Source organism: Streptomyces sp. WAC04114 (genome assembly GCF_019733245.1).
GTDB classification, from domain to species: Bacteria; Actinomycetota; Actinomycetes; order Streptomycetales; family Streptomycetaceae; genus Streptomyces; species Streptomyces massasporeus_A.
Genome location: NZ_JAIGQA010000008.1, coordinates 20,137 through 46,828, shown reverse-complemented (window position 1 = coordinate 46,828; position 26,692 = coordinate 20,137). Strand labels below are relative to the sequence as shown.

28 protein-coding genes are annotated in these 26,692 nt (G+C 69.8%); 15 read left to right on the top strand and 13 right to left on the bottom strand.

Translation table 11 applies throughout. From position 1 onward, the window contains the following. Nucleotides 1-187 precede the first annotated feature (187 nt). Nucleotides 188-1,093 carry a TerD family protein gene (locus tag K4G64_RS04505; protein WP_221754698.1) on the top strand — a complete coding sequence of 302 codons (906 nt, stop codon included), beginning with the start codon at nt 188-190 and terminating at the stop codon, nt 1,091-1,093. A gap of 28 nt (nt 1,094-1,121) precedes the next feature. On the opposite strand, the gene K4G64_RS04500 is transcribed toward K4G64_RS04505, so the two are convergent. The 6 genes from K4G64_RS04500 to K4G64_RS04475 all read right to left on the bottom strand — a co-directional run bounded on the left by K4G64_RS04500 (nt 1,122) and on the right by K4G64_RS04475 (nt 5,694). Next, nucleotides 1,122-1,856: a Tellurium resistance gene (locus K4G64_RS04500; protein WP_221754697.1), complete on the bottom strand. Its 735-nt coding sequence runs from the start codon at nt 1,854-1,856 to the stop codon at nt 1,122-1,124. A gap of 129 nt (nt 1,857-1,985) precedes the next feature. Continuing rightward, nucleotides 1,986-3,131 carry a DUF475 domain-containing protein gene (locus K4G64_RS04495; protein ID WP_221754696.1) on the bottom strand — a complete coding sequence of 382 codons (1,146 nt, stop codon included), beginning with the start codon at nt 3,129-3,131 and terminating at the stop codon, nt 1,986-1,988. A 125-nt stretch (nt 3,132-3,256) separates the two neighbouring features. Next, nucleotides 3,257-3,832 (bottom strand): TerD family protein, encoded by a 576-nt coding sequence (locus K4G64_RS04490; RefSeq protein WP_184911790.1) that lies wholly within the window; start codon nt 3,830-3,832, stop codon nt 3,257-3,259. A gap of 137 nt (nt 3,833-3,969) precedes the next feature. Beyond that, nucleotides 3,970-4,545: a TerD family protein gene (locus tag K4G64_RS04485; RefSeq protein ID WP_221754695.1), complete on the bottom strand. Its 576-nt coding sequence runs from the start codon at nt 4,543-4,545 to the stop codon at nt 3,970-3,972. Nucleotides 4,546-4,691: 146 nt separating this feature from the next. Continuing rightward, nucleotides 4,692-5,150 carry a peroxiredoxin gene (locus tag K4G64_RS04480; protein WP_221754694.1) on the bottom strand — a complete coding sequence of 153 codons (459 nt, stop codon included), beginning with the start codon at nt 5,148-5,150 and terminating at the stop codon, nt 4,692-4,694. A 106-nt stretch (nt 5,151-5,256) separates the two neighbouring features. Further along, nucleotides 5,257-5,694 (bottom strand): DUF3052 domain-containing protein, encoded by a 438-nt coding sequence (locus K4G64_RS04475; protein ID WP_031104104.1) that lies wholly within the window; start codon nt 5,692-5,694, stop codon nt 5,257-5,259. A gap of 417 nt (nt 5,695-6,111) precedes the next feature. Here K4G64_RS04475 and aceE point away from each other — a divergent pair, with 417 nt between their 5' ends. Both aceE and K4G64_RS04465 read left to right on the top strand, forming a co-directional pair. Further along, nucleotides 6,112-8,859, top strand: a complete 2,748-nt coding sequence (gene aceE, locus K4G64_RS04470) for a pyruvate dehydrogenase (acetyl-transferring), homodimeric type (RefSeq protein WP_221754693.1) — start codon at nt 6,112-6,114, stop codon at nt 8,857-8,859. Between the two features lie 70 nt (nt 8,860-8,929). Continuing rightward, nucleotides 8,930-9,679 (top strand): potassium channel family protein, encoded by a 750-nt coding sequence (locus tag K4G64_RS04465; RefSeq protein WP_260460003.1) that lies wholly within the window; start codon nt 8,930-8,932, stop codon nt 9,677-9,679. A 51-nt stretch (nt 9,680-9,730) separates the two neighbouring features. On the opposite strand, the gene K4G64_RS04460 is transcribed toward K4G64_RS04465, so the two are convergent. Both K4G64_RS04460 and K4G64_RS04455 read right to left on the bottom strand, forming a co-directional pair. Next, on the bottom strand, nt 9,731-10,039 hold the full coding sequence (locus K4G64_RS04460; protein ID WP_221754692.1) for a small hydrophobic protein: 309 nt from the start codon (nt 10,037-10,039) through the stop codon (nt 9,731-9,733). A 235-nt stretch (nt 10,040-10,274) separates the two neighbouring features. After that, nucleotides 10,275-11,894, bottom strand: a complete 1,620-nt coding sequence (locus K4G64_RS04455) for an MFS transporter (RefSeq protein ID WP_221754691.1) — start codon at nt 11,892-11,894, stop codon at nt 10,275-10,277. Between the two features lie 115 nt (nt 11,895-12,009). On the opposite strand from K4G64_RS04455, the gene K4G64_RS04450 reads away from it, so the two are divergent. The 3 genes from K4G64_RS04450 to K4G64_RS04440 all read left to right on the top strand — a co-directional run bounded on the left by K4G64_RS04450 (nt 12,010) and on the right by K4G64_RS04440 (nt 14,845). Next, nucleotides 12,010-12,642 (top strand): TetR family transcriptional regulator, encoded by a 633-nt coding sequence (locus K4G64_RS04450; RefSeq protein ID WP_260460002.1) that lies wholly within the window; start codon nt 12,010-12,012, stop codon nt 12,640-12,642. Between the two features lie 73 nt (nt 12,643-12,715). Then, on the top strand, nt 12,716-13,924 hold the full coding sequence (locus K4G64_RS04445; protein WP_221754690.1) for an alpha/beta hydrolase family protein: 1,209 nt from the start codon (nt 12,716-12,718) through the stop codon (nt 13,922-13,924). 66 nt (nt 13,925-13,990) lie between these two features. Beyond that, nucleotides 13,991-14,845, top strand: coding sequence for a DUF4429 domain-containing protein (locus tag K4G64_RS04440; RefSeq protein ID WP_221754740.1), 855 nt, complete (start codon nt 13,991-13,993; stop codon nt 14,843-14,845). A 102-nt stretch (nt 14,846-14,947) separates the two neighbouring features. Here K4G64_RS04440 and K4G64_RS04435 read toward each other — a convergent pair whose 3' ends face one another. Further along, on the bottom strand, nt 14,948-15,964 hold the full coding sequence (locus K4G64_RS04435) for an aldo/keto reductase (protein WP_221754689.1): 1,017 nt from the start codon (nt 15,962-15,964) through the stop codon (nt 14,948-14,950). After that, entirely contained in the window at nt 15,961-16,428 is a 468-nt protein-coding gene (locus K4G64_RS04430) for a MerR family transcriptional regulator (protein ID WP_031104091.1), read from the bottom strand. Before K4G64_RS04430 ends, K4G64_RS04435 begins: the two co-directional genes overlap by 4 nt. Before the next feature lie 98 nt (nt 16,429-16,526). On the opposite strand from K4G64_RS04430, the gene K4G64_RS04425 reads away from it, so the two are divergent. Both K4G64_RS04425 and K4G64_RS04420 read left to right on the top strand, forming a co-directional pair. Continuing rightward, nucleotides 16,527-16,997, top strand: a complete 471-nt coding sequence (locus tag K4G64_RS04425; protein ID WP_221754688.1) for a GNAT family N-acetyltransferase — start codon at nt 16,527-16,529, stop codon at nt 16,995-16,997. Between the two features lie 18 nt (nt 16,998-17,015). After that, nucleotides 17,016-17,831: a serine hydrolase gene (locus tag K4G64_RS04420; protein WP_221754687.1), complete on the top strand. Its 816-nt coding sequence runs from the start codon at nt 17,016-17,018 to the stop codon at nt 17,829-17,831. A 15-nt stretch (nt 17,832-17,846) separates the two neighbouring features. Here the strand turns inward: K4G64_RS04420 and K4G64_RS04415 are convergent, their stop codons facing one another. Next, nucleotides 17,847-18,512, bottom strand: coding sequence for a pirin family protein (locus K4G64_RS04415; RefSeq protein ID WP_221754739.1), 666 nt, complete (start codon nt 18,510-18,512; stop codon nt 17,847-17,849). Nucleotides 18,513-18,574: 62 nt separating this feature from the next. Here K4G64_RS04415 and fasR point away from each other — a divergent pair, with 62 nt between their 5' ends. From fasR to fabF, 5 genes are all read left to right on the top strand, one after another. Beyond that, nucleotides 18,575-19,780 (top strand): fatty acid biosynthesis transcriptional regulator FasR, encoded by a 1,206-nt coding sequence (gene fasR, locus K4G64_RS04410; RefSeq protein WP_221754686.1) that lies wholly within the window; start codon nt 18,575-18,577, stop codon nt 19,778-19,780. A gap of 89 nt (nt 19,781-19,869) precedes the next feature. Beyond that, on the top strand, nt 19,870-20,799 hold the full coding sequence (locus tag K4G64_RS04405; RefSeq protein ID WP_221754685.1) for an ACP S-malonyltransferase: 930 nt from the start codon (nt 19,870-19,872) through the stop codon (nt 20,797-20,799). Nucleotides 20,800-20,824: 25 nt separating this feature from the next. Continuing rightward, nucleotides 20,825-21,826 (top strand): ketoacyl-ACP synthase III, encoded by a 1,002-nt coding sequence (locus K4G64_RS04400; protein WP_221754684.1) that lies wholly within the window; start codon nt 20,825-20,827, stop codon nt 21,824-21,826. Between the two features lie 81 nt (nt 21,827-21,907). After that, nucleotides 21,908-22,156 carry an acyl carrier protein gene (locus tag K4G64_RS04395; RefSeq protein WP_003989952.1) on the top strand — a complete coding sequence of 83 codons (249 nt, stop codon included), beginning with the start codon at nt 21,908-21,910 and terminating at the stop codon, nt 22,154-22,156. Nucleotides 22,157-22,242: 86 nt separating this feature from the next. Further along, complete coding sequence (fabF, locus tag K4G64_RS04390; protein WP_221754683.1) at nt 22,243-23,514, top strand: beta-ketoacyl-ACP synthase II; 1,272 nt, start codon at nt 22,243-22,245, stop codon at nt 23,512-23,514. A gap of 167 nt (nt 23,515-23,681) precedes the next feature. On the opposite strand, the gene K4G64_RS04385 is transcribed toward fabF, so the two are convergent. Then, on the bottom strand, nt 23,682-24,176 hold the full coding sequence (locus K4G64_RS04385; protein WP_031104082.1) for a DUF3145 domain-containing protein: 495 nt from the start codon (nt 24,174-24,176) through the stop codon (nt 23,682-23,684). Nucleotides 24,177-24,435: 259 nt separating this feature from the next. Between K4G64_RS04385 and K4G64_RS04380 the strand changes: the two genes are divergently transcribed. Beyond that, a complete protein-coding gene (locus K4G64_RS04380; protein ID WP_221754682.1) occupies nt 24,436-25,329 on the top strand; it encodes an SGNH/GDSL hydrolase family protein in 894 nt (297 codons plus the stop codon). 10 nt (nt 25,330-25,339) lie between these two features. Then, nucleotides 25,340-26,311 (top strand): aldose epimerase family protein, encoded by a 972-nt coding sequence (locus K4G64_RS04375; RefSeq protein ID WP_221754681.1) that lies wholly within the window; start codon nt 25,340-25,342, stop codon nt 26,309-26,311. An 84-nt stretch (nt 26,312-26,395) separates the two neighbouring features. Here K4G64_RS04375 and K4G64_RS04370 read toward each other — a convergent pair whose 3' ends face one another. Continuing rightward, the gene (locus K4G64_RS04370; protein ID WP_374206359.1) at nt 26,396-26,671 is read right to left on the bottom strand and encodes a fibronectin type III-like domain-contianing protein; all 276 of its coding nucleotides are present in this window, start codon (nt 26,669-26,671) and stop codon (nt 26,396-26,398) included. Nucleotides 26,672-26,692 lie beyond the last annotated feature (21 nt).

The window sequence follows — 26,692 nt, the reverse complement described above, 5'->3', positions numbered from 1 at the left end:
AAGGTGGCCGGTAATAGTACGTAGAAGTCCGTGTCACAGGTTCCCATCAGGCATGAATTTCAGGTAACGCGGGCAATCACAGCCAGTACCCGGTCATGACAAACGTAGTCCGCGACGGCGGTCGGCGCCGCTCGCGACCAGGGCCCCCGCGTTGTCGTGAGCAGGACCGAGCAGGCAGGATGACCGCATGACGCACGCGATGCTGAAGGGGTCGAACGTCCCGCTGGAAGCCACCACGGTGCGCGCCGTGCTGCGCTGGACGCCCGGGCAGGGGGTTCCGGACGTCGACGCCTCCGCGCTGCTCCTCGGCCCCGACGGCCGTGTGCGCTCCGACGAGGACTTCGTCTTCTACAACCAGCCCCGGCACCCGGCCGGAAAGGTGTGGCGGCTCGGCAAGAAGCGGGTCGCCGAGGGCCTGACCGACACGATCCAGACAGAGCTCACCGGTGTCGAGTCCGAGGTCGGCCGGATTCTGCTCGTCGCATCGGCGGACGGCGTGACGTTCGACCGGGTGCAGGCCCTGCGCATCCTGCTGTACGACGCCGCGGACACCGGCGCGGAGGCGCTGGCGTACTTCGACGTCAAGCCGGAGACGGGCGAGGAGACCGCGCTGATCTGCGGCGAGCTGTACCGGCGCGGGGAGGGCTGGAAGTTCCGGGCGCTCGGCGAGGGCTATTCGAACGGGCTGAAGGGGCTCGCGACGGACTTCGGCATCTCGGTCGACGAGTCGGAGGCGCTGGAGGAGGCGACCACGACGGTCCCCGCTCCTCCCACCACGAACACGCCCGCGCAGCCGACGACCGCCGGCCCGGCCCGGCAGTCCCCCGAGGTCTCCCTGCCGCTGCCCCCGGAGCAGCCGACCACGGCGCCCGCGCAGCCCGGGTACGGCTACCCGCAGCAGCCGCCGACGACGCAGCCGGCCTACGGCTACCCGCAGACCACGGGCCGGCCCGCGTACGGCTACCCCCAGGCACCGGCCGCGGCGGGCGCCGCGGGGGCGCAGCCCGGCTACGGCTACCCGCCGCCGGTCGCGGCGGTCCCCGACCCCGACTTCCGGCTGCCCCCGCAGGGCCCGCAGTTCATCGGGCGCTAGGAACCTTCGGGTCCGTCGCGGGCTCGGGTCAGCGGTCGATCTTGGACTTGTAGCCGCGCCCCCACTGCAGCCCCCACCCGTACAGACGGTCGAGCTCGGCCTGGAAGCCGTAGACGAACTTCGCCTCGCGGCGGACGACGATCTCGTCCTTGACCTTCTCGATCATGACGACGGCGCAGGAGCGGGCCTGCGGCTGGCGTTCGTCGAGGTGGACCTCGATGCGGGGGCCGCTGCTCGGGTAGAGGGTGACGCTGGCGTGCGTGCGGTCGAAGGCGGGTGTCTGGTCGTAGATGTAGACGAAGACCAGCAGCCGCTTGATGCTGTCGCGGTGGTCGAGGTTGATGTACATCGTCTCGCCGGACCCGGAGCCGAACCGGTCGTCGCCGCTGAGCTTGACGTACGGCGCCGCGTTGACGTCGCCGTAGTAGCCGCCGAGGGGCTGGACGACGCCCTTGCTGCCGTCCTGGAGTTCGTAGAGGCAGCCGAGGTCGAGGTCGACGTTGACCATGCTCTGGCTGTGGCCGACGACCTCGGGGGGCCTGAGTGCCCGGAAGGGATGGCGCAGCAGGCTCTCGCGCTGGGAGCCGCCGATGTCGGACGTGCGCATCCGCCAGCTGAGGTTGACGCGCAGATGGCCGCTGGCCGCGCCCTGCTTGGTGAGTGATATCTGCGCCCGCCGCTTGGTCAGTTCGATCGCGTTGGTCGACGCGTCGCCCGAGTCGAACTGCACATCGCCGCGCCGGAGTCCGTCGAACAGTCCCATTCCGCCCCCACGTTCACTTGGAGACCGCAGGTCATCGCCGTACCCACGGCCCATGACGACCGAACGGGGCGGCCGCCGAGGAGTCCTCGGTAACCGCCCCGCACAGAGCGTTCCTCACTGGGAGGGGTGTCACACCCCGGACGAGACCTCAGTCTTCTCGTCCGAGTCGGCCTTTCCCTCGGCCGCCGCGAGCGCCTTGTTGCGGCGGACGGAGGACCAGAAGGAGGCGGCGATCAGGACGACACCGATGAGGCCGGTGATGATCTCGTTGATCTCGTACTGGATGGTGACGAGCAGGATCATGGCGAGGGCACCGATGGCGTAGTGCGCGCCGTGCTCCAGGTAGACGTAGTCGTCCAGGGTGCCCTGGCGGACCAGGTAGACCGTCAGCGACCGGACGTACATGGCGCCGATGCCGAGGCCGAGGGCCATCAGGACGATGTCGTTGGTGATGGCGAAGGCGCCGATCACGCCGTCGAAGGAGAAGGACGCGTCGAGGACCTCGAGGTAGAGGAACATGAAGAACGCGGCCTTGCCGGCCAGCGCGACGGCGGAACGGGGCTTGCCGGTGCGCTCGGCCTCTTCCTCGGCCTCGTGCTCGCGCTCCTCCTCCTCTTCGAGCTTGTCCTCGAAGTAGCCGGAGAGACCGCCGACGATCATGTAGGTGATCAGACCGGCGATGCCGGAGAGCAGGACCGTCTCGGCCTTGTCGACATGTGCGCCGCCGTGCTGGTGGGCGTTGGCCGCGAAGGTCAGCGCCGAGATCAGCAGGACGATCAGCGCGATGCAGACCGACAGCATGTCGACCTTGCCGAGCTTGGCCAGCGGGCGCTCCAGCCAGCCGAGCCACTTGATGTCCCGGTCCTCGAAGATGAAGTCCAGGAAGATCATCAGCAGGAACATGCCACCGAAGGCGGCGATCGACGGGTGAGCGTCCGTCACCAGCTGCTGGTACTGGTCCTTGTCGTTCAGCGCGAGGTTGACGGCCTCGATCGGGCCGAGCTGGGCACTGACCGCGACGATCACGACGGGGAAGACCAGTCGCATGCCGAAGACGGCGATCAGGATGCCGATGGTGAGGAAGATCTTCTGCCAGAAGGCATTCATCTTCTTCAGGATCCCGGCGTTGACCACCGCGTTGTCGAAGGACAGCGAGATCTCGAGGACGGAGAGGATCGCGACGACGCCGAGCGCGGTCCACCCGCCGAACAGGACCGCCGCGACCAGGCCGAGCGCGGTGACCGCGAACGACCACCCGAAGGTTTTCAGAACCACTGGCTTCCCAATCGTGTGTGTACGGGGCTCCCCCGCGCCGTACCCGGCTTTACGAACTTTTGAAGCCGAAGTCTAGTCGTCCCCCCTCGGCACCCCACTGGGCCCCGGATTTTGCTCATAACGCGTTATGAGACGTTGACCCCGAAGTCCAGCGCGATGCCCCGTAGCCCCGACGCGTACCCCTGTCCCACCGCCCTGAACTTCCACTCGCCCTGGTAGCGATAGAGCTCGCCGAAGATCATCGCGGTCTCCGTGGAGGCGTCCTCACTGAGGTCGTAGCGGGCGAGTTCCTGGCCGTCGGCCTGGTTCACCACCCGGATGAAGGCGTTGCTGACCTGGCCGAACGTCTGGCCGCGCTCGTCGGCCATGTGGATCGAGACCGGGAAGACGATCTTGTCGCAGTGTGGCGGCACCTTGGGGAGGTCGATCAGCAGCGACTCGTCGTCGCCGTCGCCCTCGCCGGTGAGGTTGTCACCGGTGTGCTCGACCGAGCCGTCCGGGCTCTTGAGCTGGTTGTAGAAGACGAACCACTCGTCCCCGAGCACGCGCCCGCTGCTGCACATCAGGGCGCTGGCGTCGAGGTCGAAGGGCGCTCCGGTGGTGGAGCGCGCGTCCCAGCCGAGCCCGACCATCACCTGAGTGAGGTTCGGCGCGGCCTTGGACAGGGAGACATTGCCCCCCTTGGCGAGCGTGACGCCCATGATGCTGTCCCTCCCCTTGGGGCCACAGGCCCGGTGGTGTCACTGAGGTGGTCCTGCGCGTCCGGCGCCGCACGTAAACCGTGCGGCGCCGGACAAGAAGACCTTTCGGGCCCCGTCGCCGGGGCCCTCTCGGTGGTTCAGACGTTCACGCCGAAGTCCTGCGCGATGCCGCGCAGGCCCGAGGCGTAGCCCTGGCCGATGGCGCGGAACTTCCAGTCCGCGCCGTGCCGGTAGAGCTCACCGAAGACCATGGCGGTCTCGGTGGAGGCGTCCTCGCTCAGGTCGTAACGGGCGATCTCCGCCCCGCCGGCCTGGTTCACCACGCGGATGAAGGCGTTGCGGACCTGGCCGAAGGACTGCTGGCGGGTCTCGGCGTCGTAGATGGAGACCGGGAAGACGATCTTCTCGATCTCCGGCGGGACGGTCGCGAGATTCACCTTGATCTGCTCGTCGTCGCCCTCGCCCTCACCGGTGATGTTGTCACCGGTGTGCTCGACGGAGCCGTCCGGGCTCTTGAGGTTGTTGAAGAAGATGAAGTGCTGGTCGTTACCGACCTTGCCGGAGTTGTTCAGCAGCAGCGCGCTGGCGTCCAGGTCGAAGTCCGTGCCAGTCGTGGTGCGGACGTCCCACCCCAGACCGATGATGACCGCGGTCAGGCCCGGCGCCTCCTTGCTCAGCGATACGTTGCCGCCCTTGCTGAGGCTGACTCCCACGAGTCCTCCATTGGTGTCCAGGGGCGGATGCCCCGTTGTGCTCGGATGTCGGATCAACGAGTCGATCCTAGTGACGGGTTCCCGCCCCTCGCAGGCCCTGGAGCCCACATTTCGGCGGGTGTCGGGCGCATGCCGCCCGACCGGCGTCACAGGGAGTCGAGCGCCTTCACGTAGTCGTTCAGGTCGCGCGCGTCCGGCAGGCCGTTGACGACGGTCCACCGCACGACGCCCTCCTTGTCGATGACGAAGGTGCCGCGCACGGCGCAGCCCTTGTCCTCGTCGAAGACGCCGTAGGCACGCGAGACGTTGCCGTGCGGCCAGAAGTCGGACAGCAGCGGGTACTCCAGGCCCTCCTGCTCGCCGAAGACGCGCAGGGTGTGGATGGAGTCGTTGGAGACGGCGAGCAGCTCGGTGTCGCGGTCGGAGAACTGCGGCAGGTTGTCGCGCAGCTCGCACAGCTCGCCGGTGCACACGCCGGTGAAGGCGAAGGGGTAGAAGATCAGCACCACGTTCTTCCGGCCCCGGAAGTCGGACAGCCGCACGGCCCGGCCGTGGTTGTCCTTGAGTTCGAAGTCGGGGGCCTTCTCGCCGGCCTGGATCGCCATCGCTGTGGGTGTCCCTTCGTGCGGCTTTTCGGGTGAGACCACCCTACGCAGACACCGGCACAGGCCGACGGGCGGGCCGACGACGCCGGCCCGCCCCGCCGTACGACTAGCGCTTGGACTTGGCGGCCTTCGGCGTCGCCAGCCGGCTGCCACTCCAGTCCTTGCCGACGCTGACGCTCTTGGACGCCGTCAGACCCGCCGTGGTGGCGGCTTCCGAGATGTCACTCGGCTCCACGTACCCCGAACGGCCGGTCTTCGGCGTGAGGAGCAGGATCGCGCCGCCCTCTTCGATGTACGTGGTGGCATCGACCAGCGAGTCCGTCAGGTCGCCGTCGTCGTCACGGAACCACAGCACAACGGCATCGGCCACGTCGTCGTAGTCCTCGTCCACCAGGTCGGCCTCGATGATGCCCTCGATGGCCTTGCGGAGCTCCTGGTCCACGTCGTCGTCGTAGCCGATCTCCTGGACCACCTGCCCGGGCTGGAACCCCAGCCTGGCGGCAGGGTTCGTCCGCTCCTCCGCGTGGTCCGCGGTCGCGCTCACGGGTTGCCTCCTGATCATGTCTTGGGAATAACTCAGCCACGCGCGTGCGCGAAGCATTGGCCGTAGTCCACACGGGCGGGACGGATCGCGCAAGTACCCGGCCGTTCAGACCGCCGAAACGGTGACGATCCTGGCGGTGTCACCGCAACTTCAGGCACACCATCATGGCCCGAGGTGACGCACACCACACCTTTCTGCCCTGTTTGGGCGTTTGGGAATCGTCTGCGGGTACGAGACTCGAAGGTATTCGCCCCATACGTCACGGAGTCGATCTCGCGTCTGGGTTACCGCTGGGTAGAGATGACGTTTCCCGGCCCCGAGGTGGACCATGGGAGCGGCGCGCCCCCCAGCGACGACGCCCCGGCGACGACAGCGAAACAGCGGCCCTCGCAGGCCCTCTGACAGGTAAGGAACAGCGTGGCTTCCGCATCCGATCGCAACCCGATCATCATTGGCGGCCTTCCGAGTCAGGTTCCTGACTTCGATCCCGAAGAGACGCAGGAGTGGCTCGACTCCCTCGACGCCGCCGTCGACGAGCGCGGCCGGGAGCGAGCCCGCTATCTGATGCTGCGGCTGATCGAGCGGGCCCGTGAGAAGCGCGTGGCCGTGCCGGAGATGCGCAGCACGGACTACGTCAACACCATCCCCACCAAGAGCGAGCCGTTCTTCCCGGGCAACGAGGAGATCGAGCGCAAGGTCCTCAACGCCACCCGCTGGAACGCGGCGGTGATGGTCTCCCGGGCCCAGCGCCCCGGCATCGGCGTCGGCGGTCACATCGCCACGTTCGCGTCCTCCGCCTCCCTCTACGACGTCGGCTTCAACCACTTCTTCCGCGGCAAGGACGACGGCCTCGGCGGTGACCAGGTCTTCTTCCAGGGGCACGCCTCGCCGGGCATCTACGCCCGCGCGTTCCTGCTGGACCGGCTGAACGAGGGGAACCTGGACGGCTTCCGCCAGGAGAAGTCGAAGGCGCCGCACGGCCTGTCGTCGTACCCGCACCCGCGGCTGATGCCGGACTTCTGGGAGTTCCCGACGGTGTCGATGGGCCTCGGCCCGATCGGCGCGATCTACCAGGCGCGGATGAACCGCTACATGCACGCGCGCGGGATCGCCGACACCTCGAAGTCGCACGTCTGGGCCTTCCTCGGCGACGGCGAGATGGACGAGCCGGAGTCGCTGGGCCAGCTGTCCATCGCCGCGCGCGAGGGCCTGGACAACCTCACCTTCGTCGTCAACTGCAACCTGCAGCGCCTCGACGGGCCGGTGCGCGGCAACGGCAAGATCATCCAGGAGCTGGAGTCGATCTTCCGCGGGGCCGGCTGGAACGTGATCAAGCTGGTCTGGGACCGCAGCTGGGACCCGCTGCTCGCCCAGGACCGCGACGGCGTGCTGGTCAACAAGATGAACACCACGCCGGACGGACAGTTCCAGACGTACGCCACGGAGACCGGCGCGTACATCCGCGACCACTTCTTCGGCGACGACCACCGGCTGCGGGCGATGGTCGAGGGCATGACCGACGACCAGATCCTGCACCTGGGGCGCGGCGGTCACGACCACCGGAAGATCTTCGCGGCGTACAAGGCGGCCGTAGAGCACAAGGGCCAGCCGACGGTGATCCTCGCCAAGACGATCAAGGGCTGGACGCTGGGCCCGAACTTCGAGGGCCGCAACGCCACGCACCAGATGAAGAAGCTGACGGTCGACGACCTCAAGCGCTTCCGCGACCGTCTGCACCTGCCGATCCCGGACAAGGAGCTGGAGTCCGGCGCGCCGCCGTACTACCACCCGGGCCGGGACTCGGAGGAGATCCAGTACATGCACGACCGCCGCAAGGGTCTCGGCGGTTACGTCCCCACGCGCGTGGTCCGCTCCAAGCCTCTGGCGCTGCCCGAGGACAAGACGTACGCGACCGTGAAGAAGGGCTCGGGGCACCAGTCCATCGCGACGACCATGGCCTTCGTCCGGCTCCTGAAGGACCTCATGCGGGACAAGGAGATCGGCAAGCGGTTCGTGCTGATCGCGCCGGACGAGTACCGCACGTTCGGCATGGACTCGTTCTTCCCGAGTGCGAAGATCTACAACCCGCTCGGGCAGCAGTACGAGTCGGTCGACCGCGACCTGCTGCTCGCCTACAAGGAGGCGCCCAACGGCCAGATGCTGCACGACGGCATCTCGGAGGCGGGCTGCACGGCGTCGCTGATCGCGGCCGGCTCGGCGTACGCGACCCACGGCGAGCCGCTCATCCCGGTCTACGTGTTCTACTCGATGTTCGGTTTCCAGCGCACCGGCGACCAGTTCTGGCAGATGTCCGACCAGCTGGCGCGCGGCTTCGTCCTGGGTGCGACCGCCGGCCGTACGACGCTGACCGGTGAGGGCCTCCAGCACGCGGACGGCCACTCCCAGCTGCTGGCCTCCACGAACCCGGGCTGTGTCTCCTACGACCCGGCGTTCGGCTTCGAGATCGCGCACATCGTGCAGGACGGTCTGCGCCGGATGTACGGCGGCTCCGAGGAGCACCCGCACGGCGAGGACGTCTTCTACTACCTGACCGTCTACAACGAGCCGATCCAGCACCCGGCCGAGCCCGAGAACGTCGACGTCGACGGCATCCTCAAGGGCCTCCACCGCTTCAGCGAGGGCACGGCCGGCTCGATCCCGGCGCAGATCCTGGCGTCCGGTGTCGCGGTGCCCTGGGCGATCGAGGCGCAGAAGATCCTGGCCGAGGAGTGGGACGTCAGGGCGGACGTCTGGTCGGCGACCTCCTGGAACGAGCTGCGGCGCGAGGCCGTGGACTGCGAGGAGCACAACCTGCTGCACCCGGAGGAGGAGCAGCGGGTGCCGTACGTGACGCGGAAGCTGGCGGACGCGCAGGGGCCGGTCGTGGCCGTGTCCGACTGGATGCGGTCCGTCCCGGACCAGATCGCGCGCTGGGTGCCGCAGACGTACCAGTCGCTCGGCGCCGACGGTTTCGGCTTCGCGGACACGCGCGGCGCCGCCCGGCGGTTCTTCCACATCGACGCGCAGTCGATCGTGGTGGGCGTGCTGACCGAGCTGGCCCGTGAGGGCAAGGTCGACCGTTCCGTGCTCAAGCAGGCCATCGACCGGTACCAGCTGCTCGACGTGTCGGCAGCCGACCCGGGGGCGGCCGGCGGCGACGCGTAGGACACCGAGGGCGGTTTCCCTGGGGCGGCATCCGACCGGTGCCGCCCCTCGCGTTTCCTACCATGCATCCATGACGCTCCCGATGACCGCATCGACCACGCTCGCCCGTTGGGAGCGGCGCACCCAGGGCCCGCTGCTGGCGCTGGCCGTGCTGTTCGCGATCGCCTATGCCATACCGATCGTGGCCCCGCGGGCTCCGCAGGACGTGCTCACCACGTGTCATGTCACCAACTGGGTGGTGTGGGCCGCTTTCGCCGCCGACTATCTGGTCCGCCTGTGGCTGGCCGAGGACCGGATGCGGTTCGTACGGGGCAACCCGCTGGCGCTGCTGGCCGTGGTGCTCCCCCTGGCGCAGCCGCTGCGGCTGCTGAAGCTGGTGTCGATGCTGTTCCTCGCCGGGCAGCGGGCGCGGATGGCGTCGCAGGTAAGGGTCACCACGTACGTCGCGGGGTCGTGCCTGGGTTTGCTCGTCTTCGGGGCGCTGGCCGTGCTGGAGGTGGAACGGGACGAGCCCGGCGCCTCCATCCACACCCTGGGGGACGCGGTCTGGTGGGCGTTCACCACGATGACCACCGTGGGGTACGGGGACATGGCGCCGACCACCGGGCTGGGGCGGATGCTCGCGGTCGGGCTGATGCTCTCCGGGATCGCGCTGCTCGGTGTGGTGACGGCGAACATCGCGGCCTGGTTCATCGCCCGGTTCGAGAAGGACGACGTCGAGGAGCAGCGGCAGACCGAGGCGATTCGGGAGCTGACCGAGGAGGTGCGGGCGCTGCGCGGGGAGTTGGCTGAGCTCAAGGCGACCGCTGTGGAGAAATGAGAGGGCCCCCGGCCGGGCGGCCGGGGGCTCTTCCCACACTCTTCACCCGGGTCAGAACATGCCGATGCCCGGTGTGGCCGCTCCGGACAGCCAGATGATGGCCAGGAGCGTGTCGATGGCGCCCAGGACCAGGGCGACGACGGCCGCGGTGGGGCGGGAGCCCGACCACGCGCGGCCCATGGCGAGCCAGCCGCAGACCATCGCGGCGGGACCGAGCACGATCCCCAGCACGAAGAAGCCCGCAACGGCGCAGATGACTCCGATGAGTCCGAGTGTCGCGCGATCCGTCCCGGCCCGTGACCACGTCCGGCCACGTGAGCGGGGGTGCCTGCGCGTACCGTTTCCGAAGCTCGCCATCATCAACTCCCGTCAACCCTCGATCGGTTGGGGTTCTCTTCGGGTATGCCATGACGGGTACCCCGTCGGTACGCGTTAATCCCGCTGCCTGCGCGCCACCCCCCTCCGGCAGCGCGCCGCAGCGTCCACCCTCCATGCCCTGCGGAGGACTTGACCCACTGTGACCTGCGGCGGGTGCCGGAGGGGAGGGTTCGGCGGCTGCGTTCACCCTGATGAGGGAACGAGCCGCCCGGGACCGTCAGATGTGCGCCGCGCCCGCGCCGGCTTCGGCGTTCGCACCGCGCTTGGTGAGGAACGCGACGAACACGGCGACGGCCGCCACGCCCGCGGCGGTCAGGGAGGCCAGGCTCATACCGTCGATGAAGGTGGTGTGCGCGACTTCGGTGATCTTCGCGGCGATCTGCTCGGGCGTTCCGTCGGGCACCGGGGCGATGCCCTGCTGGACGACCAGCTTCGCCTGCTCGGACTGGGCCGGGGCGAGCGGCGGCAGCCCCGCACCCGCCCAGTTGCCGGCGAATTCGCTGTCGACCTTGGAGGCCATGACCGCGCCCAGCACGGCCGTGCCGAGGCTGCCGCCGATCTGCATGGCGGCCTGCTGGAGACCGCCCGCGACACCCGAGAGCTCCATCGGGGCGTTGCCGACGATGACTTCGGTGGCGCCGACCATGACCGGCGCGAGGCCGAGGCCGAGAAGGGCGAACCAGACGGACATGACGCCGCTGCCCGTGTGCGGGTCCAGGGTGGACATGCCGTACATGGCGATCGCGGTGCACGCCATGCCGCCCGCCAGCGGGATGCGCGGGCCGAGCTTGGTGATCATCACGCCGGCGAGCGGCGAGCCGACGATCATCATGCCGGTGAGCGGCAGCAGGTGCAGACCCGCGTCGATCGGGCTCATGCCGTGCACGTTCTGGAGGTAGAACGTCACGAAGAACAGACCGCCCATGAAGGCGATGGCCATCAGGACCATGAGGACCACACCCGCCGACAGCGGTACGGAGCGGAACAGTCCCAGCGGGATCAGCGGCTCCTTCACCTTCGTCTCCCAGACGGCGAAGAGCCCGAAGCCGACGAGCGAAGCGACGATGAACGCCCAGGTCTTCAGGTCGCCCCAGCCCCACTCGGGGGCCTTGATCAATGCCCAGACGAGGCAGAACATCGCGGCGGACAGCAGGGCGATGCCCAGGAGGTCGAAGGAGCGCGGGGCGTTCTCGGCGCGGTGGTCGAGCAGGATCAGCACACCGAGGACGATCGCGAGGACACCGACCGGCACGTTGATGAAGAACACCGACTGCCAGTTGACGTGCTCGACGAGCACACCGCCGAGGATCGGGCCGCCCGCGGTGGACGCGCCGATGACCATGCCCCAGATGCCGATGGCCATGTTCAGCTTCTCGGCCGGGAAGGTGGCCCGCAGCAGGCCGAGCGCGGCCGGCATCAGCAGCGCGCCGAACAGGCCCTGGAACACGCGGAAGACGATGACCGCCGTGATGCCCTTGGACAGCCCGATGGCGGCCGAGGAGGCGGCGAAGCCCGCCACGCCGATGAGGAAGGTCTGCCGATGGCCGAAACGGTCACCGAGCTTGCCGGCGGTGATCAGAGAGACGGCGAGGGCGAGGAAGTAGGCGTTGGTGATCCACTGGAGATCCGACCATGAGGCCCCCAGGTCCTTGCCGATCGCCGGGTTGGCGATGGCCACGATGGTGCCGTCGAGGGCCACCATCATGACCCCCACAGCGACGGTGATGAGGGTGAGCCAGGGGTGCCCTCGCAGCCCCTTGCCCGGCGTCGCGGCCGACGGATCCGCCGGTGCTCCGCCCCCCGACCCCGTCTTGTCGATGGTGGTCTGACTAGTCATACCGCGAGGCTAATGACAGCCACTGACAATTGACAAACCAATTCACTAGTCGGTAACTGACACGACATCCCCGTATAGCCTGAACTGCGAGAACACTTCGGACGAGAGGCATGTCTTGAACCTGCGCGAACGCAAGAAGCGGCGCACCCGGGACGCGCTGCTGCGGGCCGCGCTGGAGCTGTTCGTCACGCGCGGGTACGAGGAAACGACCGTCGACGACATCGCCGCCGCCGTGGACGTCTCACAGCGCACCTTCTTCCGCTACTTCGCCGGCAAGGAGGAGACGGCGTTCTTCGTGCCGCGCCTGGCGGAGAGTCTCGTCGTGGAGGCCCTGCGCACCCGCCCGCCGGACGAGACGCCGCTGGAGGCGCTGCGCCGGGCCGTGCTGGAGAGCTGGGACGCGATCAACGAGGCCGTCGAGGAGCTCGTGCCGATCGACCTCCACATGCGCGTCTACCGGGTGATCGAGTCCACGCCCGCACTGCTCGCCGCCCATCTGCGGCGGTCGGCGGAGCTGGAGGAGCAGCTCGCCGGCATCATCGCCGAGCGCGAGGGGCTCGACGTGGACGCGGACCCGCGGCCGAGGATCGTCGTGGCCCTCTTCGGCGGGGTGATTCGCGTCACCGAACGGTTGTGGTCCGCGGGGGACGACGTCACCCTCGACGGAATGCGCGAACTCACCACGACATACCTGGATCAGGTGGGTCCCGCACTGGCCGGGAACTGGCGTGCGAAGCAGTCCCCTTAGCCCCTCGACCGAAACGTGATCCCGGTCACTTGGTTAACGCGAGACCCTCTCGTTCTCCTAGTGTGTCCTTTCAGTGACTTCCTTCGACACCTCCCCGCAACTGAACGTCTGGCGCGCACTGCTCGCTCTGGCCGTGGTGTTCGTGATGCTGGCGACCACCGGCTGGACGGCCCTGCGCAACCAGCGGGGCGCCACGCCGCTCCAAGCCTCGCTCTCCGCCTGGGAGCACGGCCGGATCGGCGGGCACCGGCTGCCGGACCCGCAGTCCGAGCCGACGAAGCTGGCGCGCTTCTTCTCCTCGCTCACCGAGCAGGAGCGTTCGACCCTGATCCGCAAGTACTCGCTCGCGGTGGGCAACATGAACGGCGCGCCGGTCGAGGTGCGCTACCGCGCCAACCATCTCGCGCTCGCCAAGGCGCGCAAGGTCGAGCGGGAACGCATGCACGACGAGCGCCTCACCCGGGCCGGGCGGCACGAGGCCGGCCGCAGGATGCACCGCTTCGAGGACCTCATGGAGCCCGGCCGGCACATCCTGGCGTTCGACCCGGAGGGCTCGGGCCGGGTCGCGGAGGTGTTCGGCAACCTGCGCAGGGCCGAGCGGGTCTCGGTCGTCGTCCCCGGCGTCGACACCGACCTGCTCACCTTCCAGCGCACCGACCGCAAGTACTCCGCGCCCGTCGGCATGGCCAAGTCCCTGTACGCGGCCGAGCGGCAGGCGAGCCCCACGACCCGTACGGCCGTAATCGCCTGGGCCGACTACACGGCGCCCACCGGGCTGGGCATCGACTCGGCCACCGCGATGCGCGCCAGGGACGGTGCCGTACGGCTGAACGCGCTCGTGCGAGCCCTGCCGGGCGCCTCGCCCGTCTCGCTGTTCTGCCACAGCTACGGCTCCGTGGTCTGCGGGGTCGCCGCGCACCAGCTGCCGGGCCGGGTGTCCGACATCGCGGTGGCGGGCAGCCCCGGCATGCGGGTCGAGAAGGCCGCCCAGCTGCACACCGGTGCCCGGGTGTGGGCGATGCGGGACTCCGACGACTGGATCCAGGACGTGCCCTACCTGGAGGTCGGCGGACTGGGGCACGGCGCCGACCCGGTGTCCGCCGGGTTCGGTGCGCGGGTGCTGTCGGCCGCGGGCGCGAAGGGCCACGCGGGCTACTTCGAGCCGGGCACGGCAAGTCTGTTCAATTTCGCAGAGATCGGCGTTGGCGCATACCGCTCGGTGCACTGCGCGCACGAAGACGGCGTCTGCCGGACCGGTTTGTCCGGCACGGCGGCGGCCTGACGCGCGTAGAGGCGAAGAAATTGCGGTCTGCTCGGAAGGAGGACGGAGGAGCTCGTGCCGCATACGATGAGCCGCATGGGTGACGTACTGGCCGGATTTCATGCCGCCTGGGAGTTCGAGTCCGACTCCGTGCTCATCCGCTACGAACGGGGGATTCGAGCACCCAAGCTCTTCCAGGCCCTCGGGGAACGCCGTGTGCCCCTGGAGGCCATCGCCGGGGTGACGCTGACCCGCGGGAAACGCGGCACGGTCGTCCTGCGCGTGGAGCCGCGCCCCGGCGCGGACCCCTTGATGGAGGCGGCGGCCGGGCAGCTGAAGGAGAACGTCGACCCCTACCGGCTGGTGCTGCCCGCCGACCGGGAGGTCCTGGCGGAGTACTACGCCGACGAACTGCGGGGTCTGCTGACGGAGTCCGGGCCCGCCGACCACTTCCTCGTGAAGCCGCCCGAGGGGCCGCTGTCGTTCAAGGCGTACGACGGGAAGGCGACCTTCGACGGACGCACCGTGAACTTCCGGTGGTTCTGGACGGGGGCGTCGTCGGCGAAGTGGAAGGCCGGCGACCAGAGCTTCTCCGTCGGAGAGCTGAACGGCGTGGAGTGGCGGTCGCCGGAGGTCTTCGAGGGGCATTTGCGGCTTTTGCGCCGAGATACGGCGGTGGCGGCGCCGACCCAGGCCGATCTGGATCCCGCCGCGGTGGTGTTCGGTCTGGGCTACGGCCCCGTGCACGAGTCGCTGCCGTTCGCCGCCGCGGTGTTGGCGGCGGTGCGGACGTCGAGTCCGGTGGCCGCGGTGCCCGCGCCGCGGCGGGATCCTGCCGATATCGCCGAGCGCATTCGTCACCTGGGTGAGCTGCATCAGGCCGGGTTGGTGACGGATGAGGAGTTTTCGGTCAAAAAGGCCGAGTTGTTGGCGGAGCTTTAGCGTCTGCCGGTTCGGTAAGGGGGTCGGCGCGGGTTGTACGTGGTTGATCGCGCCCACGCGGCGGAGCCGCACATCGACACAGCCCCGCGCCCCTGAGAACCATTACTCCCGGCCCGCCGACGTGAACGCCATGTCCGCATACCGCGTGCCCGCCACCTGGGCCGCTATGCCGTCCAGCAGGTCCAGTTGTTCGTCGGTCAGGACGATCCTGGTCGCCGCCGTGTTCTCCTCGACCCTGGCGGGCTTGCGGGTGCCGGGGATCGGGACGACCGGGAGGTCGTGGATCGTCGCCTGCTGCTGGGCCCAGGCCAGGGCGATCTGACCGAGGGTCGCGTCATGGGCCTTGGCCACCGAGCGGATCAGCTCCAGCAGGGTCGCGTTCGCCGTGGCGTTGTCGCCGGTGAAGCGGGGCTGCCGGCGGCGGAAGTCACCGGCGCTCAGATCCTGGTCGGCGTCGGTGAAGGAGCCGGTGAGGAAGCCGCGGCCGAGGGGTGAGTACGCGACCAGGGCCACGCCCAGCTCGCGGGCCGCGGGGACGACGTGTGCCTCGATGTCCCGGCTGAACAGCGACCATTCCGACTGCACGGCGGCGATGGGGTGGACGGCGTGGGCGGCGCGCAGTTCGCCCGCCGTGACCTCGCTCAGGCCGAGGTGCTTGACCTTGCCCTCGCGGACCAGGTCGGCCATGGTGCCGACGCTCTCCTCGATCGGCACGTTCACATCGCGCCGGTGCATGTAGTAAAGGTCGATGGCGTCGACGTCCAGGCGCTTCAGGCTCGCCTCGACGGCCTGCCGGATGTAGGGCGGGTCGTTGCGGATGATCCGGCGGGTCGGATCGTCCGGGGGTATCGACAGGGCGAACTTGGTCGCGATGACGACCTCGTCGCGGTGGGCCTTGAGGAAGGGCGCCAGGAACCGCTCGTTCTCGCCGGCGCCGTACGCGTCGGCCGTGTCGTAGAAGGTGACGCCCAGTTCGAGCGCCCGCTCCAGCGTGGCCCGGGACGCGTCCGCGTCCGAGGGGCCGTAGCCGAAGCTCATGCCCATGCAGCCCAGGCCCTGGACGCTCACCTCGGGACCGTGGTCGCCGAGCTTCGCCGTCGTGATCCTGCCGTCCGTCATCGGGACCTCTCCGACGCCAGGGCCCGCCCGGCGTCCGCGTAGAAACTGATCTTCCGGTCGAGCACGGCGAGCGTGCCCCGGAGTTCGTCGATCCTGGCCAGGACGTCCTCGCGGGTCGTCTGAAGCAGTTCGAAGCGCTCGCCGTAGGTGTGGTCGCCCTCGCGCACGAGTTCCGCGTACCGGACCATGTCCGCGACCGGCATGCCCGTCAGGCGGAGCTTGCCGACGAGGTCGAGCCAGTCGAGGTCGCGGTTGGTGTAGCGGCGCTGGCCGGTGTGGGACCGGTCGATGTGCGGCATCAGGCCGATGCGCTCGTACCAGCGCAGGGTGTGTGCCGTCAGGCCGGTGAAGGCGACGACCTCGCTGATCGTGTAGTGGTCGTCACCGTCCGGACGCCGGTTCTGCTGCTGCGTCGGGCCGGCGCAGGTGTCGGTCCTGGTCCCCGTGGTCTCCATCACCGTCATGACCCCAACGCTAGAACCTTGGAGTGCGCTCGAAGCAAGCGCCGACGGTAAGAAATCGGCAGGACGTTTCCGGATCCGGCTGGTTAGCGTACGGACCCATGAGTGTTGTGCGTCGCGCCCTGCCCGGGGACGCCGAAGAAGTCCTGCGGCTGCGCCAGATCATGATCGACTCGGTGTTCACCTCCGGTCCGTATGTCGCCTGGCACGGCGAGTCCCTCCCCACGCTGCGGGTCAAACTTGGCGAGCCCGACGGGGACTTCGCGGCGTTCGTCGTGGACCACCCGGAGCGGCCGGGGGCGCTGGCCTGCCTGGTGGCCGGGACGGTCGACTACCGCATCGGCAAGGCGGCCGACCCGCGGGGCATGGTGGGCTTCGTGTTCAGCGTCGCCACCGACCCCGACGTCCGGCGCCGCGGTTACGCGCGTGCCTGCATGAACACCCTGCTGGAGTGGTTCCGCGAGCGCGGTGCCCGGCGGGTGCAGCTGACCGCCTCACCGGAGGCGGAGCCGCTGTACGTCTCCCTCGGTTTCCGTCCCAAGCCCAACCCTTTGCTGGAGCTCGCGCTCTGAGCGCATAGGCTCGAACGCATGTCGCTGAAGAGCCTCGCGTTGATCGATAACTGGCCGGTTCCCACCGCTGCGGCGGGTGTCGTACGGGCGGACGGCACCGCCCTCGGCACCCACGGTCCGGCCGGGCAGCGGTTCCGGCTCGCGTCGGTGACCAAGCCGCTGGCCGCCTACGCGGTGCTCGTCGCGTACGAGGAGGGGGCCGTCGAGCTCGACGAGCCGGCGGGTCCCACCGGGTCGACGGTCCGGCACCTGCTCGCGCACACCTCGGGCCTCGCCTTCGACGAGCACAAGGTCACGGCCCCGCCCGGAGAGCGGCGGCTGTACTCCAACGCCGGCTTCGAGCAGCTGGGCGACCATGTGGAGAAGGCCACCGACATCCCGTTCGGGGAGTACCTGCGGCAGGCCGTGCTGGAGCCGCTCGGCATGACCTCGACGACCCTGGAGGGCTCCCCGGCCAAGGACGGGGTGTCGACGGTGGAGGACCTGCTGCGGTTCGCGGCCGAGGTGCAGGCGCCGCGGCTGCTGGACCCCCGCACGGTCGCCTCGGCGATGACCGTCCACTACCCGGGCACCAAGGGCGTCCTGCCGGGGTACGGCCACCAGAATCCCAACGACTGGGGGCTCGGCTTCGAGATCCGCGACTCCAAGTCGCCGCACTGGACGGGCTCGTCGTCCTCACCGCGCACGTTCGGGCATTTCGGGCAGTCCGGAACGTTCCTGTGGATCGACCCGGACGCGGGCGCGGCCTGCGTGGCCCTGACGGACCGGGCGTTCGGGCCCTGGGCGACCGAGGCGTGGCCGGCGTTCACGGACGCGGTGCTGGCGGAGCTGTAGAGCAAGCCCCGGCCGCTAGGCCGTCGGCCTCTGGGCCATCTCCCAGAGCAGCAGCTCCGCCTCCGTCACGCCCTCGGCCTCCAGGCCCTTGGCGTCCGTGATCCGGGCTGCGTCACCGGCGCGCAGTTCCTCGCCGTCCAGGCGGATGTCACCGCGTACGACGTGTACGTAGGTGTACGGCCCGTCCGGTACCGCCGTCCGCTCCCCCGCCCCCAGGCGCCGCACGTGCAGCATCGCACCGGCCTCCGGGACGGCGTAGGGCGTGGAGTCGGCGATGCCCTGGACGACCTCGTAGAACGGGTCGCCGCCGGGCCGCAGGGGCGCCAGCCACATCTGGACGAAGGTCAGGGGCTCCGGGCCGTCGTTGCGCTCCACGTGCCGCACCCCGCCCGCCGAGCTGAGCCGCTGCACGTCCCCGTGGCGTACCAGCGACTCGTGCCCGGTGGAGTCCCGGTGGGTCAGCTCGCCCTCCACCACCCACGTCACGATCTCGGTGTGGCTGTGCGGATGCTCGTCGAAGCCGGCCCCGGGCGCCAGCCGCTCCTCGTTGCACGCGAGCACCGCGCCGAACCGGAGGTTGTCCGGGTCGTAGTGGGACCCGAAGGAGAAGGCGTGCCACGACTCGATTCCGGCCGCCGGATCGCCGCCCCGGTAGCGCTCGCCCGCGCGCCGAATGTCCATCACGCGGTCCACCGTAGACCCGGCGGCCCACCTTCCCGTCCGGATAAGGCAGTCTTGTCCCCGTGCCCGAACCCGAAACCGGCAAGAACGAAGCCGCAGCCCACGACGCCCATGCCCATGCCGCGACGCTGAAGCGGCTGGAGAAGTCGTCCGGATCGCTCGCCGCGCAGGCCATCGCGCGGATGGACGAGACGCTGCCCTGGTACCGGGCCATGCCCCCGGAGAACCGTTCCTGGATCGGTCTGGTCGCACAGGCGGGCATCGCCGCGTTCACCGAGTGGTTCCGGCATCCGGACGCCCCGCAGGCCATCTCCACCGACGTGTTCGGCACCGCACCGCGCGAGCTGACCCGGGCGATCACCCTGCGCCAGACCGTCGAGATGGTGCGCACCACCATCGAGGTCATGGAGAGCGCGATCGACGAGGTCGCGGCCCCGGGCGACGAGCGGGTGCTGCGCGAGGCGCTGCTCGTCTACGCCCGGGAGATCGCCTTCGCCACGGCCCAGGTGTACGCCCAGGCCGCCGAGGCACGCGGCGCCTGGGACGCCCGGCTGGAGTCCCTGGTGGTGAACGCCGTGCTCAGCGGCGAGGCCGACGAGGGAGCCGTGTCCCGGGCCGCCGCGCTCGGCTGGAACTCCCCGGAGCATGTGTGCGTGGTGCTCGGCACGGCGCCCGACGGCGACTCCGAACTGACCGTGGAGGCGATCCGGCGGGCCGCCCGGCACGCCAAGCTCCAGGTGCTCACCGGGGTGCTCGGCGCCCGCCTCGTGGTCATCGCGGGCGGCAGCGACAACCCGCTGGCCGTCGCCAAGTCGCTCATCGGCCCGTTCGCGGCCGGGCCGGTCGTGGCGGGCCCGGTGGTGCCGGACCTGCTGGCCGCGACCCGGTCCGCGCAGGCCGCCGCGGCGGGGCTGAAGGCGTGTTCCGCCTGGCAGGACGCCCCGCGGCCGGTCCTGGCGGACGATCTGCTCCCGGAGCGGGCGATGGCCGGCGACCCCTCGGCCCGCGAGCAGTTGGTGGAGGAGATCTACAGACCGCTGGAGGAGGCCGGAGCCGCGCTCCTGGAGACCCTCAGCGTCTACCTCGAACAGGCGAGCAGCCTCGAGGGGGCGGCCCGGATGCTGTTCGTCCATCCCAACACCGTCCGCTACCGGCTTCGACGTGTGACTGACGTCACCGGATGGTCACCCTCCGATGTACGCTCTGCGTTCACCCTGCGGATCGCGCTGATCCTGGGGCGTCTGGTCGATGGAGATCCTCAGTCCTAAGGTTTTGTCGAAGCTCGACAAAACCCCTCCGTGTTCTTCGTCCCTGTCCTCACGGGCGGTTGTGCCCGTCCCCAAGAGAGAGTGTGAGAGTGCTCGTACTCGTCGCTCCCGGCCAGGGCGCTCAGACGCCCGGCTTCCTGACCGAATGGCTCGACCTCCCCGGTGTTCGCGGTGCCCTCGAGGCCTGGTCCGACGCCGCGGGACTCGACCTGATCCGTTACGGCACCGAGGCCGACGCGGAGGAGATCCGCGACACCGCGGTGGCGCAGCCGCTGCTGGTCGCGGCCGGACTGGCGTCCGCCGCCCTGCTGTTCGACGACCCGGCCGAGCTGCCGCAGAAGGTCGGTGCGATCGCCGGGCACAGCGTCGGTGAGTTCACCGCCGCCTCGCTCGCCGGGGTGCTCCCCCACGAGGAGGCGCTCCGCCTGGTCCGCACCCGCGGGCTCGGCATGGCCGAGGCCGCCGCCGTCACCGAGACGGGCATGGCCGCGTTGCTGGGCGGCGACCCTGCGGTGACGGTTCCGCATCTGGAGAAGCTCGGTCTGACCCCGGCGAACATCAACGGGGCGGGCCAGATCGTCGCGGCCGGCACCAAGGAGCAGCTCGCCGCGCTGGAGGCGGACAAGCCCGAGGGCGTGCGCAAGGTCGTCGCGCTGAAGGTCGCCGGCGCGTTCCACACGCACCACATGGCACCGGCCGTCGACACGCTGGCCAAGGCCGCCGAGGCCCTGGCGCCCGGCGACCCGAAGGTCCGTTACGTCTCGAACAAGGACGGGCAGACCGTCGCCGGTGGCCCCGAGGTGCTGGAGCGCCTGGTCGGCCAGGTCGCCAACCCGGTCCGCTGGGACCTGTGCATGGAGACCTTCAAGGAGCTCGGCGTCACGGCCCTGATCGAGGTGTGCCCCGGCGGCACCCTCACCGGCCTCGCCAAGCGGGCCCTGCCCGGCGTGAAGACGCTGGCCCTGAAGTCCCCCGCCGACCTCGACGCGGCTCGCGAGCTCATCGCCGAGCACGCCTGACCGCCGCCCCCAAGGAGCCGACCGCATGGCGAAGATCAAGCCCAGCAAGGGCGCCCCGTACGCGCGCATCCTCGGCGTCGGCGGCTACCGCCCGACCCGGGTGGTGCCGAACGAGGTGATCCTCGAGACGATCGACTCGTCCGACGAGTGGATCCGCTCGCGCTCCGGCATCGAGACCCGGCATTGGGCGAACGACGCGGAGACGGTCGCCGCGATGTCGATCGAGGCGTCCGGCAAGGCGATCGCCGACGCGGGGATCTCCGCCGAGCAGATCGGCGGCGTGATCGTCTCGACCGTCTCGCACTTCAAGCAGACCCCGGCCGTCGCCACCGAGATCGCCGACAAGCTCGGCACGAACAAGGCCGCCGCGTTCGACATCTCGGCGGGCTGCGCGGGCTTCGGCTACGGTCTCACGCTCGCCAAGGGCATGATCGTCGAGGGCTCGGCGGAGTATGTCCTGGTGATCGGTGTCGAGCGGCTGAGTGACCTGACCGACCTGGAGGACCGCGCGACGGCCTTCCTGTTCGGCGACGGTGCCGGCGCGGTCGTGGTCGGCCCGGCCCAGGAGCCCGCGATCGGCCCCACGGTGTGGGGCTCCGAGGGCGACAAGTCCGAGACGATCAAGCAGACCGTGCCGTGGACGGACTACCGTTCCGGCGAGGTCGCGAAGTTCCCCGCCATCACGCAGGAGGGCCAGGCGGTGTTCCGCTGGGCCGTCTTCGAGATGGCGAAGGTCGCCAAGGAGGCGCTGGACGCCGCCGGCATCACCGCGGACGACCTGGACGTCTTCATTCCGCACCAGGCCAACGAGCGGATCATCGACTCGATGGTGAAGACACTCAAGCTGCCGGAGTCGGTCACGGTCGCCCGTGACGTACGCACTACCGGCAACACCTCGGCCGCCTCGATCCCGCTCGCGATGGAGCGGCTCCTGGCGACCGGCGAGGCGAAGAGCGGCGACACCGCGCTCGTCATCGGCTTCGGGGCGGGTCTCGTCTACGCCGCGACTGTCGTTACCCTCCCCTAGGCACTCCGTGCCGGATCATGCGATCCAGCACGGGAGGAAACACCTGCCACACCCTCTGGATATCTACGAAGGAGCGCCAACATGGCCGCCACTCAGGAAGAGATCGTCGCCGGTCTCGCCGAGATCGTGAACGAGATCGCCGGCATCCCGGTTGAGGACGTCCAGCTGGACAAGTCCTTCACCGACGACCTGGACGTCGACTCGCTGTCCATGGTCGAGGTCGTCGTCGCCGCCGAAGAGCGCTTCGACGTCAAGATCCCCGACGAGGACGTCAAGAACCTCAAGACCGTCGGCGACGCGACCGACTACATCCTCAAGCACCAGGGCTGATCAGCCGATCCGGCCTTCGGGCCGACTGCCCCGCCACCCGGCGGTGGCGCCGCTTAATCCTCGTAACCGTTGGAGAGAGAATTCCCGTGAGCCCGACCAATCGCACCGTGGTCGTCACCGGTATCGGCGCAACCACACCGCTGGGTGGCGACGCAGCCTCTACCTGGGAGGGCCTGATCGCCGGCAAGTCCGGCGTCAAGCCCCTTGAGCAGGACTGGGCGGCCAACCAGGCCGTCAAGATCGCGGCCCCGGTCGCCGTGGAGCCCACCGAGGTCATCCCGCGGCCGCAGGCCCGCCGACTGGACCGCTCGGCGCAGTTCGCGCTGGTCGCGGCCAAGGAGGCGTGGGCCGACGCCGGTTTTGAAGCGAAGGCCGGCGAGGACCCGAACATCGACCCCGACCGGCTCGGCGCGGTCATCGCCTCCGGTATCGGCGGCGTGACGACGCTGCTCGACCAGTACGACGTGCTGAAGGAGAAGGGCGTCCGCCGCGTCTCCCCGCACACCGTGCCCATGCTGATGCCCAACAGCCCCTCGGCCAACGTGGGCCTGGCCGTGGGCGCCCGCGCGGGCGTGCACACGCCGGTCTCCGCCTGCGCCTCGGGCGCCGAGGCCATCGGCTACGCCATCGAGATGATCCGCACCGGGCGCGCCGACGTCGTCGTCGCGGGTGGCACGGAGGCGGCGATCCACCCGCTGCCCATCGCCGCGTTCGGCAACATGATGGCGATGTCCAAGAACAACGACGACCCGCAGGGCGCGTCGCGCCCCTACGACACCGCCCGTGACGGCTTCGTCCTCGGTGAGGGCGCCGGTGTCGTGGTCCTGGAGTCCGCCGAGCACGCCGCGAAGCGCGGTGCCCGGGTGTACGCGGAGGCGGTCGGGCAGGGCATCTCCGCCGACGCGCACGACATCGTGCAGCCGGAGCCGGAGGGGCGCGGCATCTCGCACGCCCTGCAGAACCTGCTGGAGCGCACCGACCTGAACCCGGCGGAGATCGTGCACGTCAACGCGCACGCCACGTCCACGCCGGCGGGTGACATCGCCGAACTGAAGGCGCTGCGGAAGGTGTTCGGCGACGACGCCGACCACTTCGCGGTGTCCGCGACGAAGTCGATGACCGGGCATCTGCTGGGTGGTGCGGGTGGTGTCGAGACGGTGGCGACGGTGCTGGCGCTGTACCACCGGGTGGCTCCGCCGACGATCAACGTGGAGAACCTCGACCCCGAGGCCGAGGCGAATGCCGATGTCGTTCGGGGTGAGGCTCGGAAGCTGCCCGTCGAAGGTCGGATCGCCGCGCTGAACGACTCGTTCGGGTTCGGTGGGCACAACGTGGTGCTGGCGTTCCGGACGGTTTGATCGCTGAGCGATGAATGGCCCGAACTCCCTGGGTGGGGTTCGGGCCATTCGCCGTTTCGGTGAGGTGGTGTGCCGGGCGCGGGACGGTGGGGGCTGGTCGCGCCCACGCGGCGGAGCCGCACATCGAAAGAGCCCCGCGCCCCTGTGGGGCACGTCCCCTGAGGCGTTCACACCACCTGGTGAAGCCAGCGCACCGGGGCGCCTTCGCCTGCGTAGCGGAAGGGTTCCAGTTCGTCGTCCCAGGGCTTGCCGAGCAGCTTGTTGAGTTCGGCCTCCAGGTCGGTCTCCCCCTGCCGACTGCGCTGGAGGGCCGCTCTGAGACGGTCCTCGGGGATGAGGATGTCGCCGTGGATGCCGGTGACGGCGTGGTAGATGCCCAGGTCGGGGGTGCAGCTGTAGCGCTCGCCCTCGGCGGTGGCGCAGGGTTCGGCGGTGACCTCGAAGCGGAGGAGGTGCCAGCCGCGCAGTGCGGAGGCGAGTTTGGACGCCGTGCCGACCTGGCCCTGCCAGGAGAACTCCGAGCGCCAGGTGCCCGGGGCCGCCGGCTGACGGATCCAGTCCAGGCTGACGCGTGTGCCGAGCACCCCGGCGACGGCCCACTCGACGTGCGGGCACAGCGCGCGCGGCGCGGAGTGCACGTACAGAACTCCACGTGTCGTCACCGGAACCTCCGGGCAGAGCGGGACATGGTGCAAACGGGCGGAACGGCTGTGACCGGGCGGGTCACGTTGATGGCGAGGCTACCGTGCGGGGGCGCAAGGAGTGTGACGTACGGTCGGTCCAGGTGCCGGGAAACGCCCGCCATTCACCCAGGGGGACGCTTGTGCGGGTGTGAGCCGTTGCACCTGATCGGTCGGGAACCCTCGTGCGTTGTTATTGGTTGGGGAGACAGGCACGGCGTGGCGAGGGGATGGACCAGGGATGCGGAAGCGAGGCCGTCGCACACGGGGCGCTTTGGCCGTGGCCGCTGCGGCCGCGCTGGGGGTCGCGGGGTGTGATGCCGTGGGGGGTGATTCCGCCGCGCCCTCCGAGAGTGCGAAGCCGTCGCCGAAGCCCACTCCCCTGTGGGACCGCAGCCCGGCTTCCGTCGCGGCCGTCGGGGACTCCATCACGCGCGGGTTCGACGCCTGTGACGTGCTGTCGGACTGTCCGGAGGCGTCCTGGGCGACCGGCGCCAGCCCCGAGGTCGACTCGCTCGCGGTGCGGCTGCTGGGCAGGACGGGAGCCGCGCAGCGCAGCTGGAACTACGCCGTGACCGGGGCGCGGATGGCCGACCTGCCCGGGCAGATGGCGCAGGCGGTGCGGCGCAAGCCGCAGTTGGTTACGGTGATGGTGGGGGCGAACGACGCCTGCCGGCGTACGCTCTCGGCGATGACCCCGGTCTCCGCCTTCCGCGCCGACTTCGAGGATTCCCTGCGCTCTCTGCGCAAGGCCCTGCCCAAGGCACAGGTGTTCGTGGCGAGCGTGCCCAATCTGAAGCGGCTGTGGTCGGAGGGCCGGAGCAGCCCGATGGGCAAGCAGGTGTGGAAGCTGGGCATCTGCCCGTCGATGCTGGGCGACGCGGACGCCCTGGACTCGGCGGCGACCCTGCGGCGGGACACGGTGCAGAAGCGGGTGGAGGACTACAACAAGGTCCTGAAGGAGGTCTGCGCCGAGGACGAGCGGTGCCGCTACGACGGGGGCGCGGTGTACGACTACCGCTTCGGCACCGGCCAGTTGAGCCGCTGGGACTACTTCCACCCCAGCGTGAACGGACAGGCCCGGTTGGCGGAGATCGCGTACCGCACCGTCACCGCGAAAGAGCCCCTGACTTAGGGTTCCGCACATGAACGAACTCTTCGGAACACTTTCCGATGGGACCCCGGTGTACCGCTGGACCCTGGAGCGGGCGGGCGTGCGGGTGCGGGTCCTGTCGTACGGCGGGATCGTGCAGTCCGTGGAGGTGCCGGACCGGGAGGGGCGGGCCGGGGACGTGGTGCTGGGATTCCCGGATCTCGACGGGTATCTCGCCCATCCGAAGCCGTACCTGGGTGCCCTGGTCGGGCGGTACGCCAACCGGATCGCCGGCGGCCGGTTCACCCTGGACGGCCGGACGTACGCGCTGGAGCCGAACGACGGGGCGAACTCGCTGCACGGCGGGGCGTGCGGCTTCGACAAGCGCGTCTGGGACGCGGAGCCGGTCGGGCACGGGGTGCGGCTGACGCGGATCAGTGGCCACGGCGAGGAGGGGTTCCCCGGGCGGCTGGAGGTGTCGGCGACGTACACGCTCGACGGGTCCGGGGCGCTGCGGATCGCCTACGAGGCGGTGACGGACGCGCCGACCGTGGTGAACCTGACGAACCACAGCTACTTCAACCTGGCCGGCTCCGGTGACGCCGGCGGTCATGAACTGCGGCTGGCCGCCTCCCGGTACACGCCGGTCGACGCCGACCTGATCCCGGCCGGCGGCCCGCAGGACGTGACGGGCACGCGCTTCGACTTCCGCGAGGCCCGCAAGACCGGCTCCGGCTACGACCACAACTTCGTGCTCGACAAGGGCGTGACGGACACCGCGGTGGAGGTCGCCGAGCTGCACGATCCGGCGTCCGGGCGGGTGCTGACGGTGGCGACCACCGAGCCCGGCCTCCAGCTGTACACCGCCGACCACCTGTCCGGCCCCTTCGCGCCCGGCGACGGCATCGCGCTGGAGACCCAGCACTTCCCGGACTCGCCGAACCGTCCGGAGTTCCCGACGACCGTGCTGCGGCCGGGCGAGGAGTTCCGCTCGGAGACGGTGTACGGGTTCGGCGTCCGCTGACGGGCGGCCCCCTGACAGACCATGAGCCCCGGTCCGGAGGTCAGGTCCCGGACCGGGGCTGCTTGGTGGGGAACTTGTCCCGGATCAGACGTTAATCGTCGCGCTGATCCTGCGGTCCGTGATCGAGCGTCCGACCTGGATCTCGTACGAACCCTTCACATACGACCACGAGCCGGTCGCTTCATCCCAGATTTCGAAAGCTCGGCGTGGCAGTCCGACGGCTTCGGCGCTCTCGCCGGGGGCGGCCTCGACGCTCGCGGATCCTGCCGGCCAGAGGGCCACTGCTGCGGTCCTCGACGACGGCGCCGCGGGGCGGTGTACGCGGCGACCTCGCGCGGCCGGTCCCTGAGCCCCGCCCATGGCGTGGGCCACACCCGTCAC